General features: G+C 34.3%; 25 protein-coding genes. 15 read left to right on the top strand and 10 right to left on the bottom strand.

Annotation, left to right across the window (positions count from 1 at the left end; all coding sequences use genetic code 11):
* Nucleotides 1-41: 41 nt before the first annotated feature.
* On the bottom strand, nucleotides 42-923 hold the full coding sequence (locus tag UABHE_RS13935) for a hypothetical protein (RefSeq protein WP_372370952.1): 882 nt from the start codon (nucleotides 921-923) through the stop codon (nucleotides 42-44).
* 350 nt (nucleotides 924-1,273) lie between these two features.
* On the opposite strand from UABHE_RS13935, the gene UABHE_RS13930 reads away from it, so the two are divergent.
* Complete coding sequence (locus tag UABHE_RS13930; protein WP_372370951.1) at nucleotides 1,274-1,903, top strand: hypothetical protein; 630 nt, start codon at nucleotides 1,274-1,276, stop codon at nucleotides 1,901-1,903.
* Nucleotides 1,904-2,098: 195 nt separating this feature from the next.
* Nucleotides 2,099-2,923, top strand: a complete 825-nt coding sequence (locus UABHE_RS13925; protein ID WP_372370950.1) for an NAD-dependent deacetylase — start codon at nucleotides 2,099-2,101, stop codon at nucleotides 2,921-2,923.
* A 39-nt stretch (nucleotides 2,924-2,962) separates the two neighbouring features.
* On the opposite strand, the gene UABHE_RS13920 is transcribed toward UABHE_RS13925, so the two are convergent.
* From UABHE_RS13920 to UABHE_RS13910, 3 genes are read right to left on the bottom strand one after another with little or no spacing between them, the layout of a single operon-like run.
* Nucleotides 2,963-3,379 (bottom strand): anti-sigma factor, encoded by a 417-nt coding sequence (locus UABHE_RS13920; protein WP_372370949.1) that lies wholly within the window; start codon nucleotides 3,377-3,379, stop codon nucleotides 2,963-2,965.
* 1 nt (nucleotide 3,380) lies between these two features.
* Nucleotides 3,381-3,902 (bottom strand): RNA polymerase sigma factor, encoded by a 522-nt coding sequence (locus UABHE_RS13915; protein WP_372370948.1) that lies wholly within the window; start codon nucleotides 3,900-3,902, stop codon nucleotides 3,381-3,383.
* Between the two features lie 12 nt (nucleotides 3,903-3,914).
* Nucleotides 3,915-5,168 (bottom strand): hypothetical protein, encoded by a 1,254-nt coding sequence (locus tag UABHE_RS13910; RefSeq protein ID WP_372370947.1) that lies wholly within the window; start codon nucleotides 5,166-5,168, stop codon nucleotides 3,915-3,917.
* Nucleotides 5,169-5,512: 344 nt separating this feature from the next.
* Here UABHE_RS13910 and UABHE_RS13905 point away from each other — a divergent pair, with 344 nt between their 5' ends.
* From UABHE_RS13905 to UABHE_RS13895, 3 genes are all read left to right on the top strand, one after another.
* A complete protein-coding gene (locus UABHE_RS13905) occupies nucleotides 5,513-5,896 on the top strand; it encodes a BlaI/MecI/CopY family transcriptional regulator (protein WP_372370946.1) in 384 nt (127 codons plus the stop codon).
* Between the two features lies 1 nt (nucleotide 5,897).
* Nucleotides 5,898-7,241, top strand: a complete 1,344-nt coding sequence (locus UABHE_RS13900; RefSeq protein ID WP_372370945.1) for a M56 family metallopeptidase — start codon at nucleotides 5,898-5,900, stop codon at nucleotides 7,239-7,241.
* 91 nt (nucleotides 7,242-7,332) lie between these two features.
* Nucleotides 7,333-8,094, top strand: a complete 762-nt coding sequence (locus UABHE_RS13895; protein ID WP_372370944.1) for a hypothetical protein — start codon at nucleotides 7,333-7,335, stop codon at nucleotides 8,092-8,094.
* 272 nt (nucleotides 8,095-8,366) lie between these two features.
* On the opposite strand, the gene UABHE_RS13890 is transcribed toward UABHE_RS13895, so the two are convergent.
* Nucleotides 8,367-10,586 carry a DUF3160 domain-containing protein gene (locus UABHE_RS13890; protein ID WP_372370943.1) on the bottom strand — a complete coding sequence of 740 codons (2,220 nt, stop codon included), beginning with the start codon at nucleotides 10,584-10,586 and terminating at the stop codon, nucleotides 8,367-8,369.
* A gap of 260 nt (nucleotides 10,587-10,846) precedes the next feature.
* Here UABHE_RS13890 and UABHE_RS13885 point away from each other — a divergent pair, with 260 nt between their 5' ends.
* On the top strand, nucleotides 10,847-11,443 hold the full coding sequence (locus UABHE_RS13885) for a hypothetical protein (protein ID WP_372370942.1): 597 nt from the start codon (nucleotides 10,847-10,849) through the stop codon (nucleotides 11,441-11,443).
* Between the two features lie 73 nt (nucleotides 11,444-11,516).
* Here the strand turns inward: UABHE_RS13885 and UABHE_RS13880 are convergent, their stop codons facing one another.
* Nucleotides 11,517-11,933 (bottom strand): hypothetical protein, encoded by a 417-nt coding sequence (locus UABHE_RS13880; RefSeq protein ID WP_372370941.1) that lies wholly within the window; start codon nucleotides 11,931-11,933, stop codon nucleotides 11,517-11,519.
* 257 nt (nucleotides 11,934-12,190) lie between these two features.
* Here UABHE_RS13880 and UABHE_RS13875 point away from each other — a divergent pair, with 257 nt between their 5' ends.
* From UABHE_RS13875 to UABHE_RS13865, 3 genes are read left to right on the top strand one after another with little or no spacing between them, the layout of a single operon-like run.
* Complete coding sequence (locus UABHE_RS13875; RefSeq protein WP_372370940.1) at nucleotides 12,191-12,943, top strand: HEAT repeat domain-containing protein; 753 nt, start codon at nucleotides 12,191-12,193, stop codon at nucleotides 12,941-12,943.
* Entirely contained in the window at nucleotides 12,933-13,154 is a 222-nt protein-coding gene (locus UABHE_RS13870; RefSeq protein ID WP_372370939.1) for a hypothetical protein, read from the top strand. The genes UABHE_RS13875 and UABHE_RS13870 overlap by 11 nt, the downstream gene beginning before the upstream one ends.
* Nucleotides 13,124-13,441 carry a leucine-rich repeat domain-containing protein gene (locus UABHE_RS13865; protein ID WP_372371613.1) on the top strand — a complete coding sequence of 106 codons (318 nt, stop codon included), beginning with the start codon at nucleotides 13,124-13,126 and terminating at the stop codon, nucleotides 13,439-13,441. The genes UABHE_RS13870 and UABHE_RS13865 overlap by 31 nt, the downstream gene beginning before the upstream one ends.
* A 35-nt stretch (nucleotides 13,442-13,476) precedes the next feature.
* On the opposite strand, the gene UABHE_RS13860 is transcribed toward UABHE_RS13865, so the two are convergent.
* Together UABHE_RS13860 and UABHE_RS13855 are read right to left on the bottom strand one after the other, a co-directional pair.
* Nucleotides 13,477-13,983: a hypothetical protein gene (locus UABHE_RS13860; protein WP_372370938.1), complete on the bottom strand. Its 507-nt coding sequence runs from the start codon at nucleotides 13,981-13,983 to the stop codon at nucleotides 13,477-13,479.
* Between the two features lie 163 nt (nucleotides 13,984-14,146).
* Entirely contained in the window at nucleotides 14,147-15,376 is a 1,230-nt protein-coding gene (locus UABHE_RS13855; protein ID WP_372370937.1) for a hypothetical protein, read from the bottom strand.
* Between the two features lie 217 nt (nucleotides 15,377-15,593).
* On the opposite strand from UABHE_RS13855, the gene UABHE_RS13850 reads away from it, so the two are divergent.
* On the top strand, nucleotides 15,594-15,845 hold the full coding sequence (locus UABHE_RS13850; RefSeq protein ID WP_372370936.1) for a DUF4212 domain-containing protein: 252 nt from the start codon (nucleotides 15,594-15,596) through the stop codon (nucleotides 15,843-15,845).
* Nucleotides 15,846-15,848: 3 nt separating this feature from the next.
* Nucleotides 15,849-17,654 (top strand): sodium:solute symporter family protein, encoded by a 1,806-nt coding sequence (locus UABHE_RS13845; protein WP_372370935.1) that lies wholly within the window; start codon nucleotides 15,849-15,851, stop codon nucleotides 17,652-17,654.
* 159 nt (nucleotides 17,655-17,813) lie between these two features.
* Here UABHE_RS13845 and UABHE_RS13840 read toward each other — a convergent pair whose 3' ends face one another.
* The gene (locus tag UABHE_RS13840) at nucleotides 17,814-18,875 is read right to left on the bottom strand and encodes a two-component regulator propeller domain-containing protein (protein ID WP_372370934.1); all 1,062 of its coding nucleotides are present in this window, start codon (nucleotides 18,873-18,875) and stop codon (nucleotides 17,814-17,816) included.
* Between the two features lie 8 nt (nucleotides 18,876-18,883).
* Nucleotides 18,884-20,032, bottom strand: coding sequence for an acyl-CoA dehydrogenase (locus tag UABHE_RS13835; protein WP_372370933.1), 1,149 nt, complete (start codon nucleotides 20,030-20,032; stop codon nucleotides 18,884-18,886).
* Between the two features lie 421 nt (nucleotides 20,033-20,453).
* Here UABHE_RS13835 and UABHE_RS13830 point away from each other — a divergent pair, with 421 nt between their 5' ends.
* The 4 genes from UABHE_RS13830 to ligA are packed head-to-tail and all read left to right on the top strand — an operon-like array spanning nucleotide 20,454 to nucleotide 24,210.
* On the top strand, nucleotides 20,454-21,179 hold the full coding sequence (locus UABHE_RS13830; protein WP_372370932.1) for a metallophosphoesterase: 726 nt from the start codon (nucleotides 20,454-20,456) through the stop codon (nucleotides 21,177-21,179).
* A 2-nt stretch (nucleotides 21,180-21,181) separates the two neighbouring features.
* Complete coding sequence (locus tag UABHE_RS13825; RefSeq protein WP_372370931.1) at nucleotides 21,182-21,691, top strand: tetratricopeptide repeat protein; 510 nt, start codon at nucleotides 21,182-21,184, stop codon at nucleotides 21,689-21,691.
* Complete coding sequence (locus UABHE_RS13820; RefSeq protein WP_372370930.1) at nucleotides 21,660-22,160, top strand: tetratricopeptide repeat protein; 501 nt, start codon at nucleotides 21,660-21,662, stop codon at nucleotides 22,158-22,160. Before UABHE_RS13825 ends, UABHE_RS13820 begins: the two co-directional genes overlap by 32 nt.
* Complete coding sequence (ligA, locus tag UABHE_RS13815; protein ID WP_372370929.1) at nucleotides 22,150-24,210, top strand: NAD-dependent DNA ligase LigA; 2,061 nt, start codon at nucleotides 22,150-22,152, stop codon at nucleotides 24,208-24,210. Before UABHE_RS13820 ends, ligA begins: the two co-directional genes overlap by 11 nt.
* Nucleotides 24,211-24,526 lie beyond the last annotated feature (316 nt).

Below are 24,526 nucleotides of genomic sequence, written 5' to 3'. Positions count from 1 at the left end.
ATTATCTCCTTTGTTAGATTTGTATTTTATGTTAGATTTGCTTATTTTAGTTTAGCATTTGTTTCCTGTAAAACAAACTCATTTTTTACATGTATTTCAAGCAAATATTTTTTTTCCTGATTGTTTTCATCTTTTCTAATGATTATCTGATCAACTTGTTCGTTCATTTCATAAAACAACATTAAGCGAGTTTTGTAGTCATGGTAATAATATCCATTAACTCGACCAATCAAATTATTTCCTAAAAAAATTTCTCCTTCCGCTTTTACTTCAGCAACAGGTTTTCCTTTATAGGATGTAATTCTCTCAAATGTATAGTGGTTTTTATACGTAAATCCTCGAAAATCGGTTCTCGTCATATCCCACTCAGTTCCAATAGAAACTTTTTGATTGATAAGTTGTTGGTATTGGCCGCTCATCCCATGAGGGTCTTGTTTTCCCTTGAACATTTCTTTTTTATAGCTTCCATCTTCTTGAATGTGCAATATCCAGGTAACTAAAACTTTCTGTTGTTCAATGTCGAGTAAAAATGCCATACCACCGTGAGTAAGAGCTTGATAATTTTTGAATGGAGGCTGCAAAGCTTTGTCCATGTTCTTTAACGGATTTGTCATACTTAATTTATGAGTTTCTCCGTTTTTTTTAATTTTTATCTTCCCATCTTTTACGAGATTCACAACAAGCGCTTGAGAATCGTTGATAACATTTTCTACTTTCCAGTAAATGGTGTTATTAACTACTCCTTCTTCCGTTTCTACTTTTGTTTTATCTCCATTCGGAGAAATAAGGTACAACTTTTTCTCAATGGTAAATTTTTGAGGCATTATGTTTACTAATCCATTGCGAAATCGCCATATGAGATCGTATTTTTCTTCTGCGCCTAAACATGAAAGAAATATTACAATAATCAAAAATTTATTCATAAGTTACTCCAATTATTTCTAGCAGTCGTGCATTTAAATTACTCTTCTATGTATGCTATTTTGTAGTTAGGTAGTTATATTCTTAGGTTTGTTATAAGTTCAATAACTTGCAATTTAAACAAATTGAATTGACTAGGCGTTAAATAGTAGCTCAATAAACATTGTCCTACTCCATTTTATTATAACACAGTAAACTCTGAGCAAAGGTTACTTTTTACATTTTAAAACGATGTGTTCATACGCTTTAAAATCCTTAATCAATTATATTGACATACTTTTTTAGCTCTGTATTATATTAAATGTGTTACATCTATTTTTTTAACTATTTTATTTATTTACAAGGAGCGCTCATGAAACTGGTAAAACTTGTTTTCACTTTTGTTATTTTAACATCTCTGATTTTGTCTCTAAATGCTGATACTAGTAAAAAATCGCGTAAAGGTGACAATGCTAGTGAATATATTCTAAAAGCAAATGGCGATTTATTTCGTATCGTTGATGGTCAAAAGCTACAAGTAACTACGCGTGTTGCTGATTTTAAAATTTCTCATCACCCGCAAGATGCAGCAATGATTTATTTTATCCGCGACAATAACCTTTATATATTGAAACGTTCGGATAAAAAATCAAAGAAAGCTATCATCTTTCAAGATATTGCAAAAGCAGGGAAAAAATATCGCTACAATGTAGCCCCTAGCCCAAAAACTACAATTGTAAATCTTGCACTAAGTGGCAAGGGAGAGTTTAGAGCATGGGATAACAAAAAGATTGTTTTACAACAGAATAATGTCGTAAATTATAAAATGAATAATAATTTTGCTGCTAAAGGAAAACCTTTTAGTAGTTATGTTGCTTTTGCCATAGATACTAATGGATACATACTTAAAATTAAGGGAAAAAGCCCAGGAAAATCAAAATGGGATAATTCTAGAAGCTACAAAAATATTAAAGAATTTAAACGGGTAAATGGCTTGAAGTAACTTTTCTTTTGGGGTGATTTTTGTACTCCAAAACTCTAGGTGCTTATTTTAAAAATTTGGCGCAAAAGCAACCGAAAATGGTTGCTTTGTGCTACGTTTAAACTATTAAGTGACCTGCCAAAAGTAGTCACTTAGTTTACAACAGAAAGGGAGATTCGGTTGTAAGAAGAAAATAAAAATTTAGGGGGCTGTAGATTGAATAAAAAGTTAATGAAAGTTGTAGAAATTTTACAGAATACAAGTTCTTTACTCGTTATTTCGGGATCAGGAATCTCTCAAGAAAGTGGTATTCCCACTTATCGAGGTAATGAAGGTTTGTATAATGATAAGAAGAGAATGTTACATTTTAGTGATTTGAAAAATAATCCTGATAAAGTTTGGTTTGCTGTTGATGAGATGCGTCGTTTAATATACGATAAAAAACCAAATCGCGGACATCAAATTCTTTCTGATTGGGAACGCAGTGGTATGTTCTCTCGATTTTTAATTGCAACACAAAACATTGATAATTTGCACCAAGAAGCGGGGAGTGAAAGAGTTTGCGAAATACATGGCAATGTATGGAAATTAGCGCAAAAAAAACAAAAATCTTATGCTGAAGATCAAGAATTCAACGATGAGTTACTACTTGCTGATTATCCTGAATACGAGGAAGAGATATTAAAAAAATGGTCAGAAGAAAATGGTTATGATGTGTGGATGGATAAGCAAATTTTTTCGACAATTCCTCCCGAAGTAAGCAATGATACTCGCCCCCACATTCATTTTTTTGATGAACTGTATAATGACAAATTTTTGTGGGTTAAGGATTTTGCAAAACGCAAAGTAGATACAGTACTTATTATTGGATGTTCTGGAAAGGTGAGCGCCTTACACATTATGATCGATTGTGTTAAGAACTATAATCAGGATAGCATATTAATCGATATTAATTGCCAAAATAATAATAATAGAGCAGATGTTGATCTTCGTGGTAGAGCCGTAGATTTGCTTGAAGAAATCTCAGGCTTTATTAAATAACTTATTCAGTTTAAATTAGGGCGTGTAAACGCCCTGGACTTATTTTACGGTGCGAATTACATAACTCTTTTCCGTATTTTCGTACGAAAACTCGGTGGTATGGATTTTTATTAATAATTTAGTTGTGCTTGTTGGTTTTTGTTCTGTTTTGTTTGATGAGAAATAAGAACTTATAGCAATGATTATTATAGTGGCGGCTAATATCGCTCTTCTAAGAAGTTTTATCTTTGTTTTTTGTTTATTTACTTGTGCATAAATTTTAGAGCTGATATTGGCAGGCAAGTGTATTGAGCTTGTTTCCTTTTTTAGTGTTTGTTTTAGTATTTTATGTTGGGAAATGTGTTCATTACACGATTGACATTTTTGTAAATGTTTTGAAACAGACTCTTGTATATTATGGTGTAGAGAATTATCTATGTACTGATATATAATATCTTTGCATTTGTCGCAGTTCATTTTACTTTTCTTTCCGCGTTAAAACATTACGTAGTTTTTGTGTTGCGTAGTGTAAACGAGATTTGACAGTTCCCTTGTTAATGTTTAAACAAATGGCAATTTCATCGATTTGCATATCCTCATAATAACGTAAAATAATAATTTGTCTATGTTTGAAAGGCAAATTTTGTAGTGCTTTTTGTAAATAATTACTATCTATTTCACCAAAATGGCTATCATTTTGCAATTCTCTATCAAACAGCAAAGGCAAAAATATTGCTTTTTTTTGTTTTCGGTAAAGCTCACGATATTTATTTAGTAAAATTCCGTACATCCAAGTATATAAAGTAGATTTCATTTTAAATTTTTTAATAGACAATAGAACTTGGATAAAAGTATCTTGTACCAAATCTTGCGCTGTGGAATCATTACCACAAAGCAGATAAGCAGAGCCTAGTAATCTATCACCGTAAAGATTTACTAGTTTGTCTGTTGCTACGGAACAATTTTTTTTGAGACCTAGAATTAATTGATATTCGTCCATGTTTAATTCTGTTCATTTTCGGTTACGATAAATTACATAAGTGTAATGTGCATTTAATGTGATTTCTCTGTCTATCTCGACTAAGCAACTTTTAGTATTTAATTTTGTTATATAACCGTTAGCAACAAGCTGATTATTTTCATCAAAAATGTGAACAGTGGAGCCAATATAAGCTCCAACGATATTTTTAGTTTCTAAAACGAGCTGCGGAAGTAAAGTTTCACTCTTTTGGGATAGTAACTGGATTTTACGAGATACATACCCTATTACTTTACCTGATGAATTATTGTTTTTTGCGTCGAATGGTGTAAGCTTAACAAGTTGCATGTAGATGTTTGGCCCAGCACCAACTAAAGTATAAAATGATACGGGTAATTTTGTTGGCCCTACTTCATAAGTAACTCTTGAAGTATAGATTCGCGGTGTATGAATTGGCCCTTGGACTGTTTCTTTTGTATGGATTGGTTCATCGTAGTCAACACTATCAAAGCGGATAAAAATACGTCCTTCGCTGTCAGTAGTTTTAAAATTAGGGACTAACCAAATATCTAAATGTTGTTTTATTTGTTTTATTTGCGGAATAAACAATATTTCTTGGCGATTCACTACTTTAACAGAGTGGTAATCATGAATATAGTTAACGGCTTTTTTGTCTTTCATGGCTAGTTTATTTAAAAAGCCATTTGCAACAGTAAAAGAAGAAGCGGATTTGGCTGAAATTTTTTGTGTTTTGAACCAGTGATGTAGTTTCTTTCGAGAGTTGTCATTTGTGTTTCCAGCAGAAAAAATACCACGAAAGCTTTCTTTTAGAAACAAGTCTATATCCTCTGCAAATTGTTTTTCTTTTTCTAAAATACCCGTTTTTTTGAGAGTAACAAGTTGTTCTTTTGTTACAGGAAAAAGTTCAACATTAATGTGAAAAAAGAAATTATTTTTGTCAATGAATGGATCAACTATATATTTTTTTAAGTATTTATGAACGTTTTCTGTTGCCGAAATGACCAAGCTTTTTTCGTATACCTCTATATATTCTAAACTGTTTTGTAAATTCTTGTGAGATAAGAAGTGTCTAAGTTTAGTTTTCATAGCTTGTTCTGCGTGCTTTTTGAGCCCCTGCAAATGATCGTTTTTTTGCCATCCTTCAGGAATTAAAGATACTATCCCCATTTTCGAAATAATACTTTCCATATTGTATTCGCGAATTTCTAAATTTTTATTTTGTGCAACTATAGCAGTTATTATGATCAGAAATAATATGCTTTTCATAACAATCTCCAGAAATAAATTGGTTTGGCGTGTCAGTTTCTTGGAGCTACTCTCTAAAAGGACTGAATATTATAAACTAGGACCTGTCATCAATTTAGATATTAATAACCGTTGTAGCCATAGTCATGGCACCCTGAGTTATTATTACAGCTAGGGTCATGCATTTTTTAGCATACTACTTTAATTGATGACAGTCCTAAATATTGGTACGCCTTAAATATAAACTGAGTGTTGTTTTTTTTCGTAAGGTTCAAAAAAAATAGAATTTTTTGGATTGACAACAATGTAAAAGTGTACTAAAGTATTAATACTAATTAATTAGTATATGTTTTAAGGTAATAATTATGGCTAGACGTAAATCTAAAATTCTCACAGAAGTTGAAACCGAGATTATGCAAATTTTGTGGGAGAAAAAGCGAGCATCTGTACAAGAAATATGCGAAGCACTACAATCTAAACAAGCTTATACTACTATAGCGACAATGTTACGTGTTTTAGAAAATAAAAAATATGTATCGTATATTGTAGATGGTCGTACTTATATTTATTCGCCTCTTCGCGAAAAGAAAAAAGAACAAAGTAATGTTTTAAAGTATATAACACAGCGTTTTTTTGAAGGCTCTGCTAAATCTTTATTATTGCATCTTGTTCAAGGAGACAACTTGTCGAAAGAACAATTAAAAGAGCTACGTGATCTTATAGATTCTAAAGAAAAAGAGAGCGAGTAACATGGAGCAGTTTTTTAGCACAGTGGGTAGTGCCCTTTATCCTGTAACAATTTGTTTGTTGGTAATGTGGTTAATAAGTAAGTGTATAACCCATTATTTTAAATTGCGTTTCCAATTAGCAATTTTCACAATGATTGGTTGTTTAGCGCTATCTTGGGTGCTACCACTTGTGCCCAATTTTTTCTCCGAAACTTCTGTTGCGAAAATGAAATTAGAGCCTGCTAACAAAGATGTTGTTAAAATTACTGCAGTAAATAAAGTGAATGAACAGCAATTGCCAAAATATTTTTCGTTATTGTTTTTATGGATGTTGGTAAGTGTTTTTATGATGTTTCGTTTTATTATAAGCGCAGTATATACCACGTTTTTCTGGTGTAAAAAGCAACCTCTTGTCGATGAAGAAAGGCAACGGCAATTTCAATCGCTGTGCAAGGAATTTAATATCAAGCGTCGGGTTAGTTTACGTAGTTCAAAAACTTCTACACCAGGAACTTTTGGTATTTTAAGACCTGTGGTTATTGTACCAGAATTTTTATTAGCAAATTTTTCTCAAAAACAGTTACGCCCAATTCTAACGCATGAACTGATGCATGTTTGTCGTTATGATCAACTTGTCGTTTTCTTGGAAAAAATATTTATCGCTATTTATTTTTTCCATCCTTTAGCATGGTGGATCGTGAAAGAGACAGAACAAACGATGGAAATCTGTTGTGATCAACAAGTATTAACGTATGAACAAAATGGTATAGAATATGCAAAATCCTTTATGTGTTTTCTTGAACTTAAGAGTATTTTTTGTAGTTCACCTACTTTTACAATTAATTATTTTGCACATGTAAAAGAAAGAATTAATCTTTTGGTGAATGCTCCCGAATATACAACTTCACCTGTGCGTTATATTGGTATTGTTATTTGTGTGTTTAGTCTTTGGTGTAGTTGTTTGTGTTTTTGGGGAAGTGGTGAATACTATTTTAAAAGAATTGGCCACGCAGCTATGCATATTAGTAGTTATGACACAGACGATCCTGTTGAAGTTGGCGGCACTACAATATATGTTATTGAGTTGCGTAATGAAGGCACAGCGCCTTGCACAAATGTAGTTTTGACTAACAAAATTGCTGATGAAATGGTTTTTGTTGGGTCTGTGAACCCTGTAAATTATAGTGAACAAGGGAAAGAAATAAGGTTTGCTCCTGTGAAGTTACAACCAGGTGAATCTATCATATATAAAGTAAAGCTGCGTGCTCAAAAACCGGGTTCAGCAAAAAATACAGCTTTTGTTAAGTTTGATGAATTTTCATCAACGATGCGTAACGAAGAAGGGACGAGTGTGTATCCTAACTAAGATTTATAGTTTTTTATTTTGAAATTTTTTTGAATTCAAGTACTAATTAATTAGTACTATTAAATTAATATTTATTATTAAGGACTCTTTTATGAAAAAATTATTATGTTTTGTTATTTTCCTATGTAACTTATTTGCAGGTATGCCTGCTTTACATGTTTCAATGTATGATACGGAAGATTGTGTTGTTGCAGGAGGTGCGACAGCTTATGTTATTTCTGTAAGAAATGAAGGTACAAGTGATTGTTCGGAAATTGTGATAAAGAATTATATTTCATCAGAAGTGAGATTACTCGGTGCTAAAGGCGATTTGAAATACGAGATAATAGATGGTAACGTTGTGTTTTCTCATAAATCGTTATCTCCAGGAGAAAAAATTACTTGTTATGTTAAAGTTAAAACCACTAAGAAAGGTCTTGTAAAGAATACTGTTGTTGTTTCCTGTCGTGAATTTTTAAAAAGTATTACAATTGAAGAGGCGACAAGTGTAGCTACAAGTATAACATCTGCTCGTGATCGCTGGGGAATTGATGTAATATGTTATGACACTGATAACCCTATTGCTGTTGATGAGTCTACTACATATGTGATTGGAGTTCGCAACGAAGGTATTAATACTTGCAAAGGCATTATTTTACGTGGTTCTATCGCTGAAGAAATGGAATTAATTTCTGTTGAGAATTCTATAAATAAAAATGAAGTGCAATTTGCTCCTTTTACATTAAAACCGGGAGAGAAGAAGATTTTTGAAGTTACTGCTGTTGCAAAACGTAGCGGTTTTGCTGTTAGCAGTTTTATTTTAGAAATCGATTCCTTTAAGATAAAAGAACAAGAAGGAACTACAATAAAGTAAAGTAAAACTTCAATTTTAAAAGTCTTGCATCCTAAGAGAAATCGCATAGCGGTTAAACTAGGATTTTGAATAGGAGTTTCGCCCTCCTAATTCTAAATACAATAGTGAAGAACTATGTGATTTACCTTTGGATACAAGACTTTTAGCTGTATTATAAATTCCTTAGGTCAACGTTGTCGAGCTTCGACTTTGAAATGTCTATACTTAAGTATTTCAAAGTGAAGTCGCGTTTTTTCAGTACTTTTTGATATGCAGTGTTAAATTGTTAATCGTTACTCTGTGTTACCAATCCATTCAGGTTGATATTTTTTTTCTTCGAATGTCTCCGAGCGTAATAATTCTCGCCATTCTTCATCTTGTAGCCGCTTTTTTGAAGTAAATTCATAGTATGAGAATACAGGACCGACATAAGAGCAAAGATCGTTTTCATTATCAATGACGATTGCTGAATATTGTGCATTACCAGTTGCGACTTCTAGAAAGCTTTGGCTATTAGGGTCTGTGTGGATATCGGCAATAGAAGGTTTCCAGTCGTAGTCCTGAGCATAATATAGTTTACAATACCAGCCGTCATACGAAGGTGGGCCACCACATCCTAAAAAGGCTTTTTCTACGGTTTTTTTCAGAAAACTTTGTTGCTTTTCATCTAAAGGTTGTGAGTCTAGTTGCTTGTTAGCTATTTGTTCTAATGTTTTCATTGTTTGAGAAAAATGATTAAAATAACGGCTTTGCGCAGTCGTTATGTGGTGATGATCTTTGTCAATAAACTTTGCGGTTTGCGTTAAAAGAGAATCCAAATTACTGCAATATTCTCCTAGGCGTTTGTAAAATTCTGGATATGGTTCTACATAACCTTCAGGGTATTCGCATGATATTGAAGCTGTATATGATTGTTTTGCATACAGAATGTTATTATGGCGCATTTCTGCCCATGTTGCTAATTGAGTTGTAAGCTGTTTTTTTTGCCAAATTTGGCTTTGCATCGCTTGTGGATAACGACTGTCTTTTGTTACATCTTTGTCGAGAATGCGTAAGTTGTCTAACATGTTGTTGTAGCAACTTTTTTGCCAATACTCTTTGTCAAATCCTTCGATAAGTTCGTTTAATGCCAATATATTTGCAGTATAGTTCCATTTATCTATTTCTGGTTGTAATAGTCTCGCAGCTTCACTATTTCCTAGAATCGCCATTACATCAAGGCCTTTAGGGATGCGGCGCTTTTGTTTTTTTTCTTGAAAGACGATTTTGTCGTATACAACACTTGAAAGAATAAAAGAATCAATGACAAAGCGTTGACCAAATACTTGGAATAGTTGCGGATGTTCAGCTTGTTTTGTTGTTTTGGAGTCAGACTTGATATATTGCGAATTAATACCTTGTTGCGATAATTGAGCGACATCTTCGCGAAAGGCAATCCAGCGATCTGTTCGCGTATCGGAGAGGCTTTGTATTTTGTGATCTTGTAAAAGGGATATCATTGTGTTAATTTTGAGATTATCGCTTTGGCCAACTAGGTAAGTTAAAATAGTATCTACAAGTGTAAAACTTTGCCATGCTTTTGTTTGCGAGAATAACTTGCTAATAAGCATTGCATTACGTAGTTCGCGCTCAATATCTACTTTTACACCTTTTGCAGAAGATAATATCATGCCGCAGTCCGCGCGTCCTAACCACATCATTCCGCGAAAATATCCTTGTAGACCTTGTTCTGTGTAATGACCGCGCGGTCGGAACTGCGAATAGTCGATATAGCGGGTTCCTCCGTAAATTGCTGTTGATTCGCTTCTCCCTGCGACTTGCATTTTAAGTTTTGAAATAAAAGATAAAATTTCTTTTACTTTTACTGGAGAAGCGACAACTGGTGGAACCTTTAAAGTACTTTCATCACTTTCAAGAAATAAATTTTGGGCTACTGTTAAATACAAATCCACATCTTTATAGTGTTGTAGTAGGTTGTTTGTAACATCAACAGATTTTTCTTTTAGTAATAATTGACTTTCTTTCAAGGTCGATAAAATAATCGTTTTAAATAATTGAGATTCCAATTGCTTTAGCATCGTTCCATACGAGCGTTGAAAAGCATACAATATCGAGTCACTAGTTATAAACAAAGGAAGGTGTTTTTGGTAAATATCATAATAGATACTTACAAATGTAGTATTCTTGCGCGAAGGTAAGGTAACAAAGCCATTTTTATCTAGTTGCTCTTTTTCTGCGCCTCCCAATCGTAGTTCTTTAGCTATTTGGGTAAAATATTTGCTGTCTTTTCCTTTGAAAGATAATTTTTGGCGGTACTCAGGCGCAGAAAATTTTTCTACCATTTGTTGGTTATTAGTTTGCGGTTCATTTGCTTGGTATTTTTTTAAAAGTTGATCAAATTTTGCTTTTTCTTGCGAAATTTCTTCCTTAGCTATACTACCATCTTCTTCTCTTATTAAGCTAGTTGTGCAAGATAAAATAAAGATTACAACAACAATTATCCACGATTTCATATTTACCACCTGTCTATAGTTGTAGGTAACAGTGTTTATGTTGAGTGAGTATCAGTAGAAACATAATAGCAAAAAAAAATCATAATGTAGTAATCGTTAAGTCATTGTTGTGTCATTATTTAATAATATTTTTTAGACATAGATTTATTTTTTAATTCTTGCTAAAAGCTAAAACTAGAGCATAATTTATGTTTAAGGGCCTAACAAACGTTTCTATTTATAAGGCCAATTAAAGCACAAAAAAATTTCAGGAGAAGTAAATGACTCGCATTCTTTTATTAACTACTTTGGTTTTGTTTTTTTCGCCTATTTTTGCTCGGGGGGTTGAATATAAAAATATTAAAATGGGAACTAATCCCGCTATGTGGCAAAAGCAATTAGAACAAGATGGTAAAGATGGTTGGCGTTTTATCGAAGTTTCTTCAGGGTGGGCAACTCTTGTTCGTGGAAAACGTAAAAAATCAGTACGATATTATTTTGCTAAAGCGTTTAAAGGTTTTGGTAAGTACCAAAAATTAGTAGAAGAAAAAGTAAAAGAAGGATGGCGTACACATGGCAAACACGATGGCTGGTTTATTTTTTCAAAATTAGCCAATCGAATTGAAAGCAAGTTTCTTAAAAAAGCATCGATCGCTGAAAGATGGCACAAGCAGGTTGAGCAAGAAGGCCGAGAAGGTTGGCTTGTTAATGATGTCAGTAGTGGTTGGTTTGTCTTTACTAGAAAAAATAAAAGAGCTATTAGTTATAAATTTGTTAAACCGTCAAGAAAAGAACGCGATAAACAAATTGAAACTGAAAGCAAAGATAATTGGGTATATTTAGGTAATCGTAGCCGTTGGTTAATTTTTGCTAGATAGGTTGTAAGGCCGTAATTTTATCGTTTGCTAAGGCGTGTCGACATTTAAATTTTTAAATGCCGACACACCTTAATTATTTTACGCTGCTCTTTAATAAAGTAATAAAGTCGCGATCAATATCTCTTTCATAAAAATCAAATCCATCTTCAAAAGGGGCATCTAAACGTTCTCCGATGGCGCGCAAGATACCAAGTTTTGTTGTGGCTTTGTAAAATGCAATTTTGTATGCCGGAGAATCTCCCGCCATTTTAGCTCTGATACCAGATCCTTTTGTTGGTATTTTTTCCAATGCTTTTAGCCAACTATCAACGACCGCTTTTTCGGTAATTTGTACTTTTTTTACGTCAGGAGCTGAAAAATTAAATTTAGGTGCGTACGTTACAACGATTTTATCTGTACCAGGAAAAGAAATTGTACTTGAACTAGAGTCATTACAAGCCGCGAATAAAAAACTAACGATACAAAATCCAATTATTTTCCATCTATTCATTACATATACCTTTCAATAGTATTTTGGCTGAGGTTTGCGACACTTTCTTGCGAATCAATGTTACAGAGTACTAGTGTATAATTCTATGATTTTTTTAAAATTATGTGTTATTATGAATAGTGCATTCTAATGTAAATACAATACAGATCTTTGCCTTATCTGAAGTATAAGAGAGGCACTGTGGCAGTGCTTATGTTGATGTTATAGGATATAGTTATAAAGGTTTTGATATAATTAGAGATTATATAGAGGTACGTATGACTAACGAAGACAATATTATTAAATTTGTAGACCTTTTTTCTGATGACGAAGTAGATGTTAGATATAATGCAGTAATAGAGCTTACAAAAATAGGAAGACCTGCTATTCCTTACCTTTTGGCCGCTCTTGATCATAAAAATTGGCTAGTGCGTTATAACTCTGTTCGTACAATAAGTTTTATGAATGATAGGTCTAAAGTTGTGATGGACAAACTAAGCTTGCAACTTGAAAAAGAGCACGATCATGATGTCTTGGTTTTTGTTGGACAAACGATAGATAATTTTTTGATGGTGGAAATATCGTTGATATCACGAATAGAGAAGTTGTTTTCATTTTTGACAGGTGAATTACTATCGCTAACAGAAAAACCAAGACCACTATTTGAAGAGGAAGAATTTTGCCCAGAGCCTTTTTATATATCCAGTACTTTTTCCGAAGGCGACGCTTTGACAGAGTTACTTGCTCTCAAGACATGCAAAGAAATCTTAGATGAAAGGGCTTTAAAGGACAAACGTCTTTCGTGGTTGTGGGATATAAAGAAAAAAATTGTGCGATTTTGTATTGCTCGTTTAGAGACACTTGTTGGTAATGTTGAAGAGCGTAAAAAATATGTATCTCCGCGATTTCGCGAAGAAATAGTACAAACGCATCCTTTGCTTCAAGGAATAAATTCTTTGGAAAATTTCTCGTTCGTGTCTAGTAGGAAATGGGCTTCAAGTTACACTAAATTGAATAGTAATGTTTTTTAGTAGAAAAAAGCTGATTTTTGAAGTAGAAACAGATAGAGATTTTGAGAGAATAGAACTTTATAAAAAATGGAAATCTTGTATTATAGGTGTCGAATATTCTTCTCTCTATATTGCTGTGATTACAGAAAGTATGGCTTGTATTGTTTTTCATATTGAGAAGAAAACTATACATTGTAAAATATCTATAGGTGTCAAGCTCTTACCTCTTTAAATCTTAGTAAAAACAAGCTAAAGGAAATACCAACAAACATTCAAAAACTAACCGCTTTGAAAAAACTCAATTTGAACAATAACAAATTAGAATTACTCCCTGAGAGTTTTGAGCAGTTAACATCATTAACTCATTTAGATATAAGTTATAATAAATGGAAAGAATTTCCCGAAGCCATTTACAAATTATCAAGTCTCGCACATCTCTTTTTTAACGGTTACCACATTAGTAATGAAAGACTTCGCGATTTAAAATCCCACTTACCAAACTGTTCGTTTCAATTTTGAAGTGGACTGAAGTTTACCTATCCTTGGCATAGATGTTAAATGCTCACTCTGCTTAAAGTTACTACGAATTTTTTGTTGTCGTCATGTAATAGAAGATTCTCGTTTTCTAAGGCAAACTTTTTTGACCTACAAAAGTAATTTACCAGTTGTTCACAACGTTCGCATTCTTTAGCGGTTCCTTGAGTATCAAGGATAAAAAACTTATTGTTTTCTATTAGAATTTTGCCGTTAAATCCAGCACCGCCACTCTTGATTGTGTAGCGATAAGTATTGTCACTTACTTGTTTAAACTCAATAAACATTCCTGATGTTTTTGTAAGTTTGTTGCCATCTTTTATAGAAATGCAATACCAAGCCTGTCCTCTTTTTGTTGTAATAAAACTATGCTGCTTAAAACGTGCTGCCTCCTTGAGATCTAATGCCGCTAGTTTTTTCTTTTCCTTCAAAGCTAGTTCCCATTTAAGTCTTTCGGCAACTTCTTTTGGCAACACGAAACATCCACTACAAATAATAGCAAAAACTATAAAGTAAAAAAATTTCATATCTTCTCCTTCGATAATCGCATGATAGACAAGTATAAATAAAGAGACTATTATAACTTTTGTAGTTCATCGATTTGTCACGAAAGAATGATATTTTTATCTTTTTTAAGTCATAGTTTTGTCATAAGTACTTCTATTTTTTTATTTGGTACTATCAAGTGATTTATTCAAGAATATCCGCTACCAATTTTTCTTTTTTGGGTTGTTTATATTTTTTTATATCAAGGTGTAGTAAGTAAAGCATAGTTATTGAAATTAGTAAACAAAAGGTGATGAAAAGTAGTAACAAAAAGAAATTTTCCCTTTGTGGTTTTCTATTTTCGTGAAGAATAACAAGATTCTTGGCTGTTTTTTTGTTGGCATTAGAAAAAGCTTCTTTTATTTTATTTGTTTCAACATTTCTGATGAGTCCGTGGAGATCGCCTTGGTAAGTAGTTTTTTTTATGGAGTCATTTTTTTTGATTTCTATTGCGCGAAAGATTTTTTTGCGATCTTCTAACTTTAATACAACATAAATTTTGCTTTGTTTATTGTTGGGGTCTACAAGAGGAACATAAATGTCTGTTTTATACCAAACTGAATTTTTATATTCGAGTTGAGCGTTGGTTATTTTTATAAATGCAGGTATATTGCCTTTTTTTACATCACTGTACTTAACTGATGTTTTGCGAAGACCAGTTAAATAATTATATAAATCTATCACACCAATAGCAGTAGGTAAAATTGCAATAAAAAGAAAAAGGATACCAATAAAGGTATCTATTAGTATTGTTGATCTTTTTGGATAAAAAATTCCTTGCTTGTGCAACGTTCTGTTGTATAGACCAATAAGGAGCGGTATTAGAAATATAAAAAAAACAGCGATCATTATGGCTAAATCTCGCTCTTCTTCGAAAACCAAAAGAGATGTGGCCTGTTTTTGGTGGTATAAAAGGGCACGACAAATGTCTGCTTTTTTTGTGTTAGTTATTGTGGATGATATCGTTCCAGCAATTGAATTGTGTAATATTTTATGGCGGTTTTTTTGTATAAAGTTCTCATTTTTGAGATTACTTTTTCTTAATAAGTCGGTGATAAATTGTTGTTGTTTACGATTTGTAATATGCATTACTTTGTTTACGATTTGGTCTGTAGAAGATGAAAGTATTGGGACGTAGTAGTCGCCTCCTACAAGAACAGCAAGTCGGTAATCTATATAGCAATCTGTGATACGATATTTATATGTTGTTGCGTTTTCTGGATAGAGTTCGCTACACTTTACCTGTTGTTTTTGGTAAGCGATATCAATAAAAATATATATGACTGAAATGCAGATTAAAGGAATGGATATAATTAAGAGAAATCTAGTTGCTATTGGTCCTAAGGTAAGACTTTTGTTATGTGTAGCTGTCATATAAAATTCCTATTCTATTATTTTTGTTGTTAGAGTCGTTGGTATTTCTATAATTATCGTAGGAGTATTTAAGTTTTTGCGCGTTATAAATGACCCGATCGGTAAATACGCAGTAATATGAGTATTCTTAAGCTATGTGTTAAAATATTCTGAAAGCGGGTTTCAAATTATACTATAGAAAAATGTCGAGTACTAACAATAAAAGAAAGGAGTAGAGATGGAAAATAAAAATGCATACTGGAGAGCGAACTTGCGTGTTATTGCTATTTGTTTGTTCGTGTGGTTTCTGGTGTCTTTTGTTTTTGCTATCTTGCTTGTAGAACCGCTCAATAATTTTTCTCTTGGCGGTTATAAATTGGGGTTTTGGTTTGCTCAGCAAGGATCTATTTACGTATTTGTGGTTCTTATATTTTTTTATTCGTGGCAAATGAATCGCATAGATCAACAATTTGGGGTTTACGAGGAGTAGGTGATGGAATTGCAGACGCTGACGTACTTTGTTGTGGGTTTGAGTTTTGCCCTTTATATTGGGATTGCTTTTTGGTCTAGAGCGAGTAGCACTAGCGAATTTTATGTGGCGGGTAAGGGAATACATCCTATCGCTAATGGCATGGCAACAGCAGCTGATTGGATGTCGGCAGCTTCTTTTATTTCCATGGCAGGTCTTATTGCCTTTCTTGGTTATGAAGGTGGAATGTATTTGATGGGGTGGACAGGAGGATATGTGCTTTTAGCGACGCTTTTGGCACCATACCTACGCAAATTTGGTAAATACACTGTTCCTGAGTTTATTGGTGACCGTTACTATTCACAATTAGCGCGCGTTGTTGCGGTTGTGTGTTTGATTTTTATTTCTTTTACTTATGTTGCTGGACAAATGCGCGGCGTTGGTATTGTTTTTTCACGTTTTTTAGAAGTGTCTGTTGATAATGGATTATTTATTGGCATGGGAATTGTTTTTATTTACGCGGTACTTGGTGGTATGAAGGGGATTACCTATACTCAAGTAGCTCAGTACTGCGTTTTGATTTTTGCTTACACTGTACCTGCCATATTTATTGCCCTACAAACAACAGGTTTTGCCTTACCTCAAATAGCTCTAGGGGCAGAAGTTATAGATGGTTCAGGAACTTTGCTTGCGAAATTAGACAGGTCTCTTCTCGATTTGGGTTTTGGTGCTTACACCGCGCCCTTTAACGATAAGTCGATGATCGATGTGTTTGCGATTACTCTTGCTCTTATGGTTGGAACAGCGGGGTTACCACATGTTATTGTACGTTTTTTTACTGTACCCAAGGTTCGCGATGCGCGTCTTTCTGCGGGATGGGCACTTGTATTTATTGCGATTCTTTATACCACAGCGCCTGCAGTGGGAGCGCTTGCTCGTACTAATATGATCCACACTGTAAATGGTGTCGAACAAAAAGGAACAGCGTATAAAGAGATTCCCGATTGGTTTAAGACATGGGAGAATGCGGGGCTAATTGCGTGGTACGATCATAATGACGATGGACATGTACAGTATGCGGCGGGAAGTGCTTTCGAAGGAAAGCCTCAATTTGATGGAGATAAACGCGGTAAACATGGTGAGCGATTGGTAAAAAATCCAAGTGAAGGAAAACCAGTAGAAAACGTTGCGTTTGCGAATGAAATATACGTAGATCGCGATATCATGGTTCTGGCAAACCCTGAAATTGCTGGATTACCCAATTGGGTTATTGCACTTATTGCCGCTGGAGGAATTGCTGCGGCACTGTCGACAGCAGCGGGATTACTACTGGTGATTTCAGTAAGTGTTTCTCACGATTTACTCAAAAGTACTTTTACTCCACAGATTAGTGAAAAAAATGAACTACTTGCTGGGAGAATTGCCGCTGCGTTTGCTATTGGTATAGCTGGGTATTTAGGGCTTCATCCTCCTGCTTTTGTCGCGCAGGTGGTTGCGTTTGCTTTTGGTCTGGCAGCCTCTTCTCTTTTTCCTGTTATTTTGTTGGGAATTTTTAGTAAACGTATGAATAAGTGGGGAGCTATTTGTGGAATGTTAACCGGGCTTGTTTTTACTTCTGGTTATATTATTTATTTTAAAGGAGTTTTTATTGCTCCTACTGTGGCAAATATTCCTGAAAATTGGTTATTTGGTATTTCTCCGGAAGGAATTGGTTCAGTAGGAATGGTTCTTAATTTTGTTGTCGCTTACATTGTCTCGTATTTGACACCTGCTCCTCCACAAGAAGTCCAGGCACTAGTTGAGGATATACGTGTTCCTAAGAGTTTTTAAAAATTATAATGTTATAACAGCGCTTTCTTTTAAAAGAGAGCGCTGTTACAATTAAGTGTCAGCCTAAAATCTACGTACCAAAAACTGGAATTTGTTGTTTTATTTTTTAGCTTTGTGCCTTTGTCGCGTAGAAAATAATTTCTGTCTTTGTAAGTGCACTTATTTTTTAGTAAAGCGATTTACTGTAAAAACAGATACAATCCATACAATAAGCAAAATAATAATAGAAGCTAGTGTAGAGTAAAACAATCTGTTTACTGAATTGTACTGGGTATAATCAAAATGAGATTCCCATTTTTGGCCATCGAAACTTCCTACACCAAAGTAGGTATTTATCCATAAAGTATTGCTGGTTACAAAGAAGTTGTGACCGTAACCTAAGCTTGGGCGAGGTTTATCAATTGCGATTTTTTCCCATTTATTAGCAATAAGTTTAAAAATGCCATTCCCATAATCACATACCCACATTTCATTTTGAAAACATGTTATCGACGTTAGCCGTGTCATTGGTTCAGAAGGTGTTGCTTGTAACCATTTTTTTTGCAAAAAATCGAAAAAATAGATTTGGGTGTCAGTTATTATCCATGGACGACCTTGGGAATCTATTGCAAAAGATTCGTTTTGTTTTTGTTGCCATATACTTGGAACAGGAGGGAGCTTTTGCCATCCCTTACCATCGAAGCTAGCACGACCACTTAACCACAAACGTTTGTCGAGTCCAATATAAATCATGCCACCACTTATTCCAATCGGGTACGGTTCAGATGACCATTTTTTATTGTGCATATCGTAAGATAATAATTTATCTTGTGCTGCAATCCAGATTTTTTGGTTCCAGTGTACCATACCAACTTTAACAAAAATAGAAGGGGACACTCCTTGCAATCCACTAGCAGCCTTGATTTCTTCCCACTGGTTTTTTTGATGAAAATAAACCGCTATTTTTCGCGATGATAGTATCCATAAATTACCGTTGCTGTCGCAACACGATGCAGATATAGAGTTGTGGCGCAAATTCTGATTGGTTGTTGTAAATTTTTTTGCAAAAGACAGAATTTCGCGCCAATTTTGCGAATCAATAGTAAATACAAATAGTTTATTTTTTGTTGTCGCGTATGTGTATTTATTACTTGTGCCAATAATTTGATGAACGCTTTGCTGTTGGCCAAGTAAATTGATGGAAAGAAAAAGTATGCAAAAAATAAATTTTTTTGCAAGCATTTCTCAATCTACAACATCTTTGCAATTGTCATTAATTGCATGTGTGTAGTCCCTTCATAAATTTGACCAATTTTCGAGTCGCGGTAGTATTTTTCAACAGGATATTCTTTTGTGTATCCGTATCCACCTAAAATTTCAATGGATTTACTCGCTATTTTTTCTGCTGTAGTTGATGAAAAATATTTTGCCATAGCAGCTTCTTTTACATATGGGAGACCTGCGTCTTTAAGGCGCGAAGCGTTGTATACCAGTAATCGAGCAGCTTCTAATTGTGTTGCTAGGTCTGCAAGTAGAAATTGCATCCCTTGGAATTCACCAATGGCTTTACCGAATTGTTTGCGCTCTTTTGTGTAGTTAGTTGCATATTCAAGTGCTCCTCTTGCGAGACCAACCATTTGTGCACCAATTCCAATTCGCCCTTCATTAAGTGTTTCTATTGCTATCTTGTAGCCTTTACCAATTTCGCCAATTACATTTTCTTTAGGAACTTTGCAATTGTCTAAAATAAGTGAGCATGTACTGCTTGCACGTATACCAAGCTTGTCTTCTTTTTTACCAATACTAAAGCCAGAGAAGTCTTTTTCTACAATGAAACCGGTAATACCTTTATAACCTTTTTCGCGATCAACGGAGGCAAAAACAATAAAAATTTCAGCTTCTGCAGCATTGGTGACCCACATTTTTTCACCGTTTAGTGAGTAGTGATCTCCACAGTCTTCGGCAGTTACTCTTAAAGCGAATGCGTCACTTCCTGATCCAGCTTCGGATAAAGAATAAGCGCCTATTTTTCCCGTAGCTAACTGTGGTAAATATTTTTGCTTTTGTTCTGCTGTTCCCCAACGAATAAAAGCATTGTTGACTAATGTATTTTGTACATCTACACATACTCCCACTGAAGGATCTACAGATGATACTTCTTCAACAACAATAATGGAACTTGTAAAATTAGCGCCTGAACCATCATATTCCTCTGGGATTTCTACAGACATCAGTCCTAAATCAAAAAGTTCCTTTATAATTTCTGGAGCAACTTTTTCATTTTTTTCCATTTCAGGAACAAGAGGTTTTAATTTATTTTGTGCGAATTTTCTTACCGTATCTCGAAACATCAGTTCGTCTTCACTAAATGTGTTTAGCGATGTTGGCAATTGGCTCATAAAAATTCCTTTCGTATTTGTTGCTTTGTGTTTTGCTGAGAAATGTTCTTGCATTCTAAACCAGACAAAAATTTTACCTAGGGTATGTTGGCGTTTCTTTTACATTATAAAAACCTAGATGTAGACTCTAAATAATAACCTACTTTAGTATAACTTGCAAAAAAACACTTTGTTTCTAAACTAACTAGGTAAGAAATGCAACAAAATTTTACTATTAGTGTCGTTATTTCTCGCCTCAGATCATTTTGCTAAGTACGAAACGAAAAATATTATGGCTTTTTGCTGTTGACTTTGTTATTTTAAAACATTTACGACGCTGTATTAGGGTGTGTCCCTAATAAATATGGTTTTGCTAACTTCACAAGTTTGCAAATTTTAAATATTAGTAGATCTAAAATATTAAAAGGCTAGGAGATTACATTTGCGATACGGATTGTATAGTGATATCCATGGAAACCTAGAAGCCTTAGAAACTGTTATTCAATTTTTTCAAGAGCAAAAAATAGATAAATATCTATGTCTTGGTGACATTGTAGGTTATGGTGCTAATCCCAAAGAGTGTTTACAAAAAGTAATTGAGTTAGACAGCATAATTGTCGCTGGTAACCATGACTATGCTATAGCAGGGAACATCGATATTACTTACTTTAACCCTTTTGCACAACAAGCTGTTTTGTGGACAAGAGAACAGCTAGAAGAAGAACAAATTAAGTTTTTAGGCAATTTAGGGCTTGTGCACGAATTAGAAGACATCTTAACATTGGTACATGGTTCTCTCAATTTTCCTGAGATGTTTGATTATATTCAAAGTATTCACGATGCACTTTTGTCATTGGAAATACTCAACACACCAGTGTGTTTCTATGGACATTCACATGTTCCGATAGCATTTATTGAGAAAGAGCGCGTAACATATTGCTTGGATACTAAAATTAAGATAGAAGATAATCAAAAAGTACTTGTTAATGTGGGGAGCGTTGGTCAGCCGCGAGATGGAAATCCTTTAGCAAGTTGTGCTATTTATGATGATGAAGAAAGAGTTGTTGAAATTCATCGTTTAGAATATGACATAGAGACTGCCGTCGAAAAAATCCTTGATGCAGGTTTACCTGAAGTTTTGGGTGAACGTTTGCGGTACGGACGTTAAAAATGATCAATTTATTTATGGCTTTTTGGCGTTTGCGTATCGCACAAGTATACCTAAACAAAAAACCTGATAAAGCAATTGCTATTTTGGAAAAAGGTATTGTTAAGTATCCAGGTTACTCTTTCTTATTCTTGCACTTAGGTCTTGCGTATGCACAGAAAGAAAACTGGGATAAAGCAGAATATCATTTACAACAAGCTTGTAATTTAGATCCTTCCAACCCAGTTTTTGATTTGTTTATGGGGAAGGTTTTAATTGATGGCGAGCGTTATGAGAAAGCTATTCTCAAATTGTTAGAGTCTATTGAAAAAGATCAAAACAATCAGCTGTCATGGAGTTATCTTGCTCTTGCCTATCTTGGGGATGGGGATAATCAAAAATTTAATGAAATTGTACAAAAAAAACCACTGTCAGAAAACCACGAATTGCAGATTCGTATGATTCTACTTTTAGAAAAGCAAATTCGAAACTGGAATAGTTATGAATTACAGAGCCTCACGGTTAGTGAATAAAGCGTATTTGCAACTTGAGAAACAAAATTACGCACAAGCGTTGGTACTACTTCAACAAGCACGAGAAAAAGACCCTAAGAGCGATGAAGTATGTGCTTATTTAGGAGAAGCTTATATCCTTAACGAACGCTATGATGAAGCAATGCAAGTTTTTGATGATAGAGAATTGTTAAAAATTAAAGCTTCTCACCTCAATCCTTATATTAAGGGTTATCGTGGAAGAGTTTATTTAGAGCGTGGAGATATAGAGGAAGCTGAAAAATTGGTAAGCGCGGCTATAACAGCTGATGCTAACGAGCCAGAAATTTTATTAACAAAAGCGCTAATACAAGTATATAAAGGTGAGACCCAATCAGCTTTAAAAACTATGAGAAAAATAGATTATAACGATCCGTCTTTTTATTATCGAAAAATAAAATTTTTATTAGATAAACTCTCAAAGCAAACAAGTGAAAACAATGAGTGCTAATATAAAAAAAGAAATTGATGAATTACGCAAAGAAATATGGAGGCATGCTAAACTTTACTATGTTGATTCTCAACCAGTTATTAGCGACTATGAATATGATTTACTTTTTCGTAAGTTGCAAGAGCTAGAAAAAGAATCCCCTCAGTATATTACTCCTGATTCTCCATCACAAAGAGTAGCTCTTATAGAAAATACACCTTTCAAGAGAACTTCCCACCGACTACCAATGTTGTCAATAGATAATAGCTATTCTTTGGATGAAATTCGCGATTTTGCTCAAAGAGTGTCTCGTAATATTTCCGTTAATACTTCACAAATTAGTTTTGTAGTAGAGCCAAAAATAGATGGAGTTGCTATTAGTTTGTGGTATGAAAAAGGTGTGTTAGTTAAAGCCTTAACTAGAGGTGACGGAATTGTTGGAGAGGATGTGACAAACAATGCGCGAACTATTCGCAGTTTACCTTTAAAGCTGTTAGGGAGTGCACCTGATTTTTTAGAAGTACGCGGTGAAATATACTTAGGTCACAAAGCTTTTTCTAAAATCAATAAAGAGCGTGCTAGTGGTGGTGAAAATATTTTTGCTAATCCACGTAATGCTGCGGCAGGTACACTAAAAATGCTCGACAGTAAAGTTGTTCGTCATCGTCAACTTGATTTTTTTGCTCACAGTTTAGGTGAATATACTAATCTAGACTTTGAACATCATTATGAAACTCTTAATTCTTTTAAAGAATTAGGATTACCAGTAAATGAACATTGCCAACATGCTGACAATTTGGAACAGGTCGTAGATCTATGTCAAAACTGGGTGGATAAGAAACAAAAGTTAGAATACGATATTGATGGCCTTGTTATTAAGGTAAATCGCATTGATCTTCAACAACGTTTAGCGACTACTTCTCGCGCGCCACGTTGGGCAATTGCATACAAGTTTGAGCATGAACAAGCAATTACAAAGTTGCTTGATGTTATTGTTCAAGTAGGTCGCGGTGGAACTTTAACTCCTGTTGCTATTCTTGATCCAGTACAATTAGCAGGAACGGTAGTGAAGAGAGCCTCTTTACATAATTACGAAGACGTTGCTCGTAAAGATGTGCGCATTGGAGATTATGTTACGATTGTGAAAGCGGGAGAAATTATACCGCAAGTCCTAGGTAGTGATGTTGAAAGACGTACAGGGACAGAAACAATAATTTCCGCGCCGGAGATGTGCCCGAGTTGTAGTGGAGAGGTAAAAAGAGATGATGGTGGGGTTTATTTACGTTGTATAAATGATCAGTGTGCACAAGGATTTAAAGCGCAATTGAAATTTTTTGCTTCGCGTAAAGGTATGGATATTAGTGGGCTAGGTGAAAAAATTATTTCCCAGCTTGTAGATAAAAAAATGGTAGCGAGTTTCTCGGATCTTTATGCTCTTCGCAAAGATGATTTGCTTCTTTTAGAACGCATGGGAGAAAAATCAGCGCAGAAACTTATTGATAATATCGAAAATAGTAAAAATGTTTCTTTACCTAAATTAATATTTTCTTTGGGAATTCGCCATGTTGGAACAAAAGCAAGCAAGATTCTTGCCAAAACATACAACAGTATAGATACTTTGATGACTGTGTCGATTGAATCTTTACAGGATATAGATGAGATAGGTCCAGTTATGGCGGAAAGTGTCTATGAATATTTGCGTAGCGAACAAGGTCAGAATAATATTAAAGCTCTGTGTAGTGCAGGAGTTAAAATGGAGCAAATAGAAGAAGATACCGCGACTTCTATACCAGAACTTCCATCGCAATTTAAAGGTAAAAATATGGTTCTTACAGGCTCCTTAGTGAACTATACTCGTAGTGAGCTACAAAAAAAATTAGAGGATCTAGGGGCTGTTGTTCGTTCATCTGTATCAAGAAACACTGATTATGTTGTTGCAGGTGAGAATGCTGGTTCCAAATTGACAAAAGCAAATGATTTAGGGATTGCGGTTATTTCTGAAAAAGAGCTAGAGGTTATGTTAGAACCGATTGCAAACATTGGGGAAAATACGCAACAATCTTTTTTTTAAGTTAGAGGTGTTTATTGTAGGGTTCTATTGGTGTTTTAAAATTTCCCAAAGGAAAGTCTAGATAGTATTGGATTTTGAACCAGGAGGGCGAAGCTCCTGCTGAGCCAAAGCCTTTTTAAAAAGGCTTTGTGGAGAATTACTTACGAAAACAAGTATCTTTAGCTGCCAGAATCTATTGTAAATTGTTTGTTTCTTAAAAGTTTTTATCTATAAAAACTTGGCTCAACAGGAGCTTCGCCCTCCTAAAAACCACCGTATTTTGCGTTTAACAGTTATGTGGCGTAAGTTCGCGGGAGGAACCTTACATTAAGGAGTA

This window comes from Candidatus Uabimicrobium helgolandensis (genome assembly GCF_041508025.1).
GTDB classification, from domain to species: Bacteria; Planctomycetota; Uabimicrobiia; order Uabimicrobiales; family Uabimicrobiaceae; genus Uabimicrobium; species Uabimicrobium helgolandensis.
The sequence above is the reverse complement of the archived record's forward strand: the minus strand, read 5'-3'. Positions and strand labels throughout refer to the sequence as shown.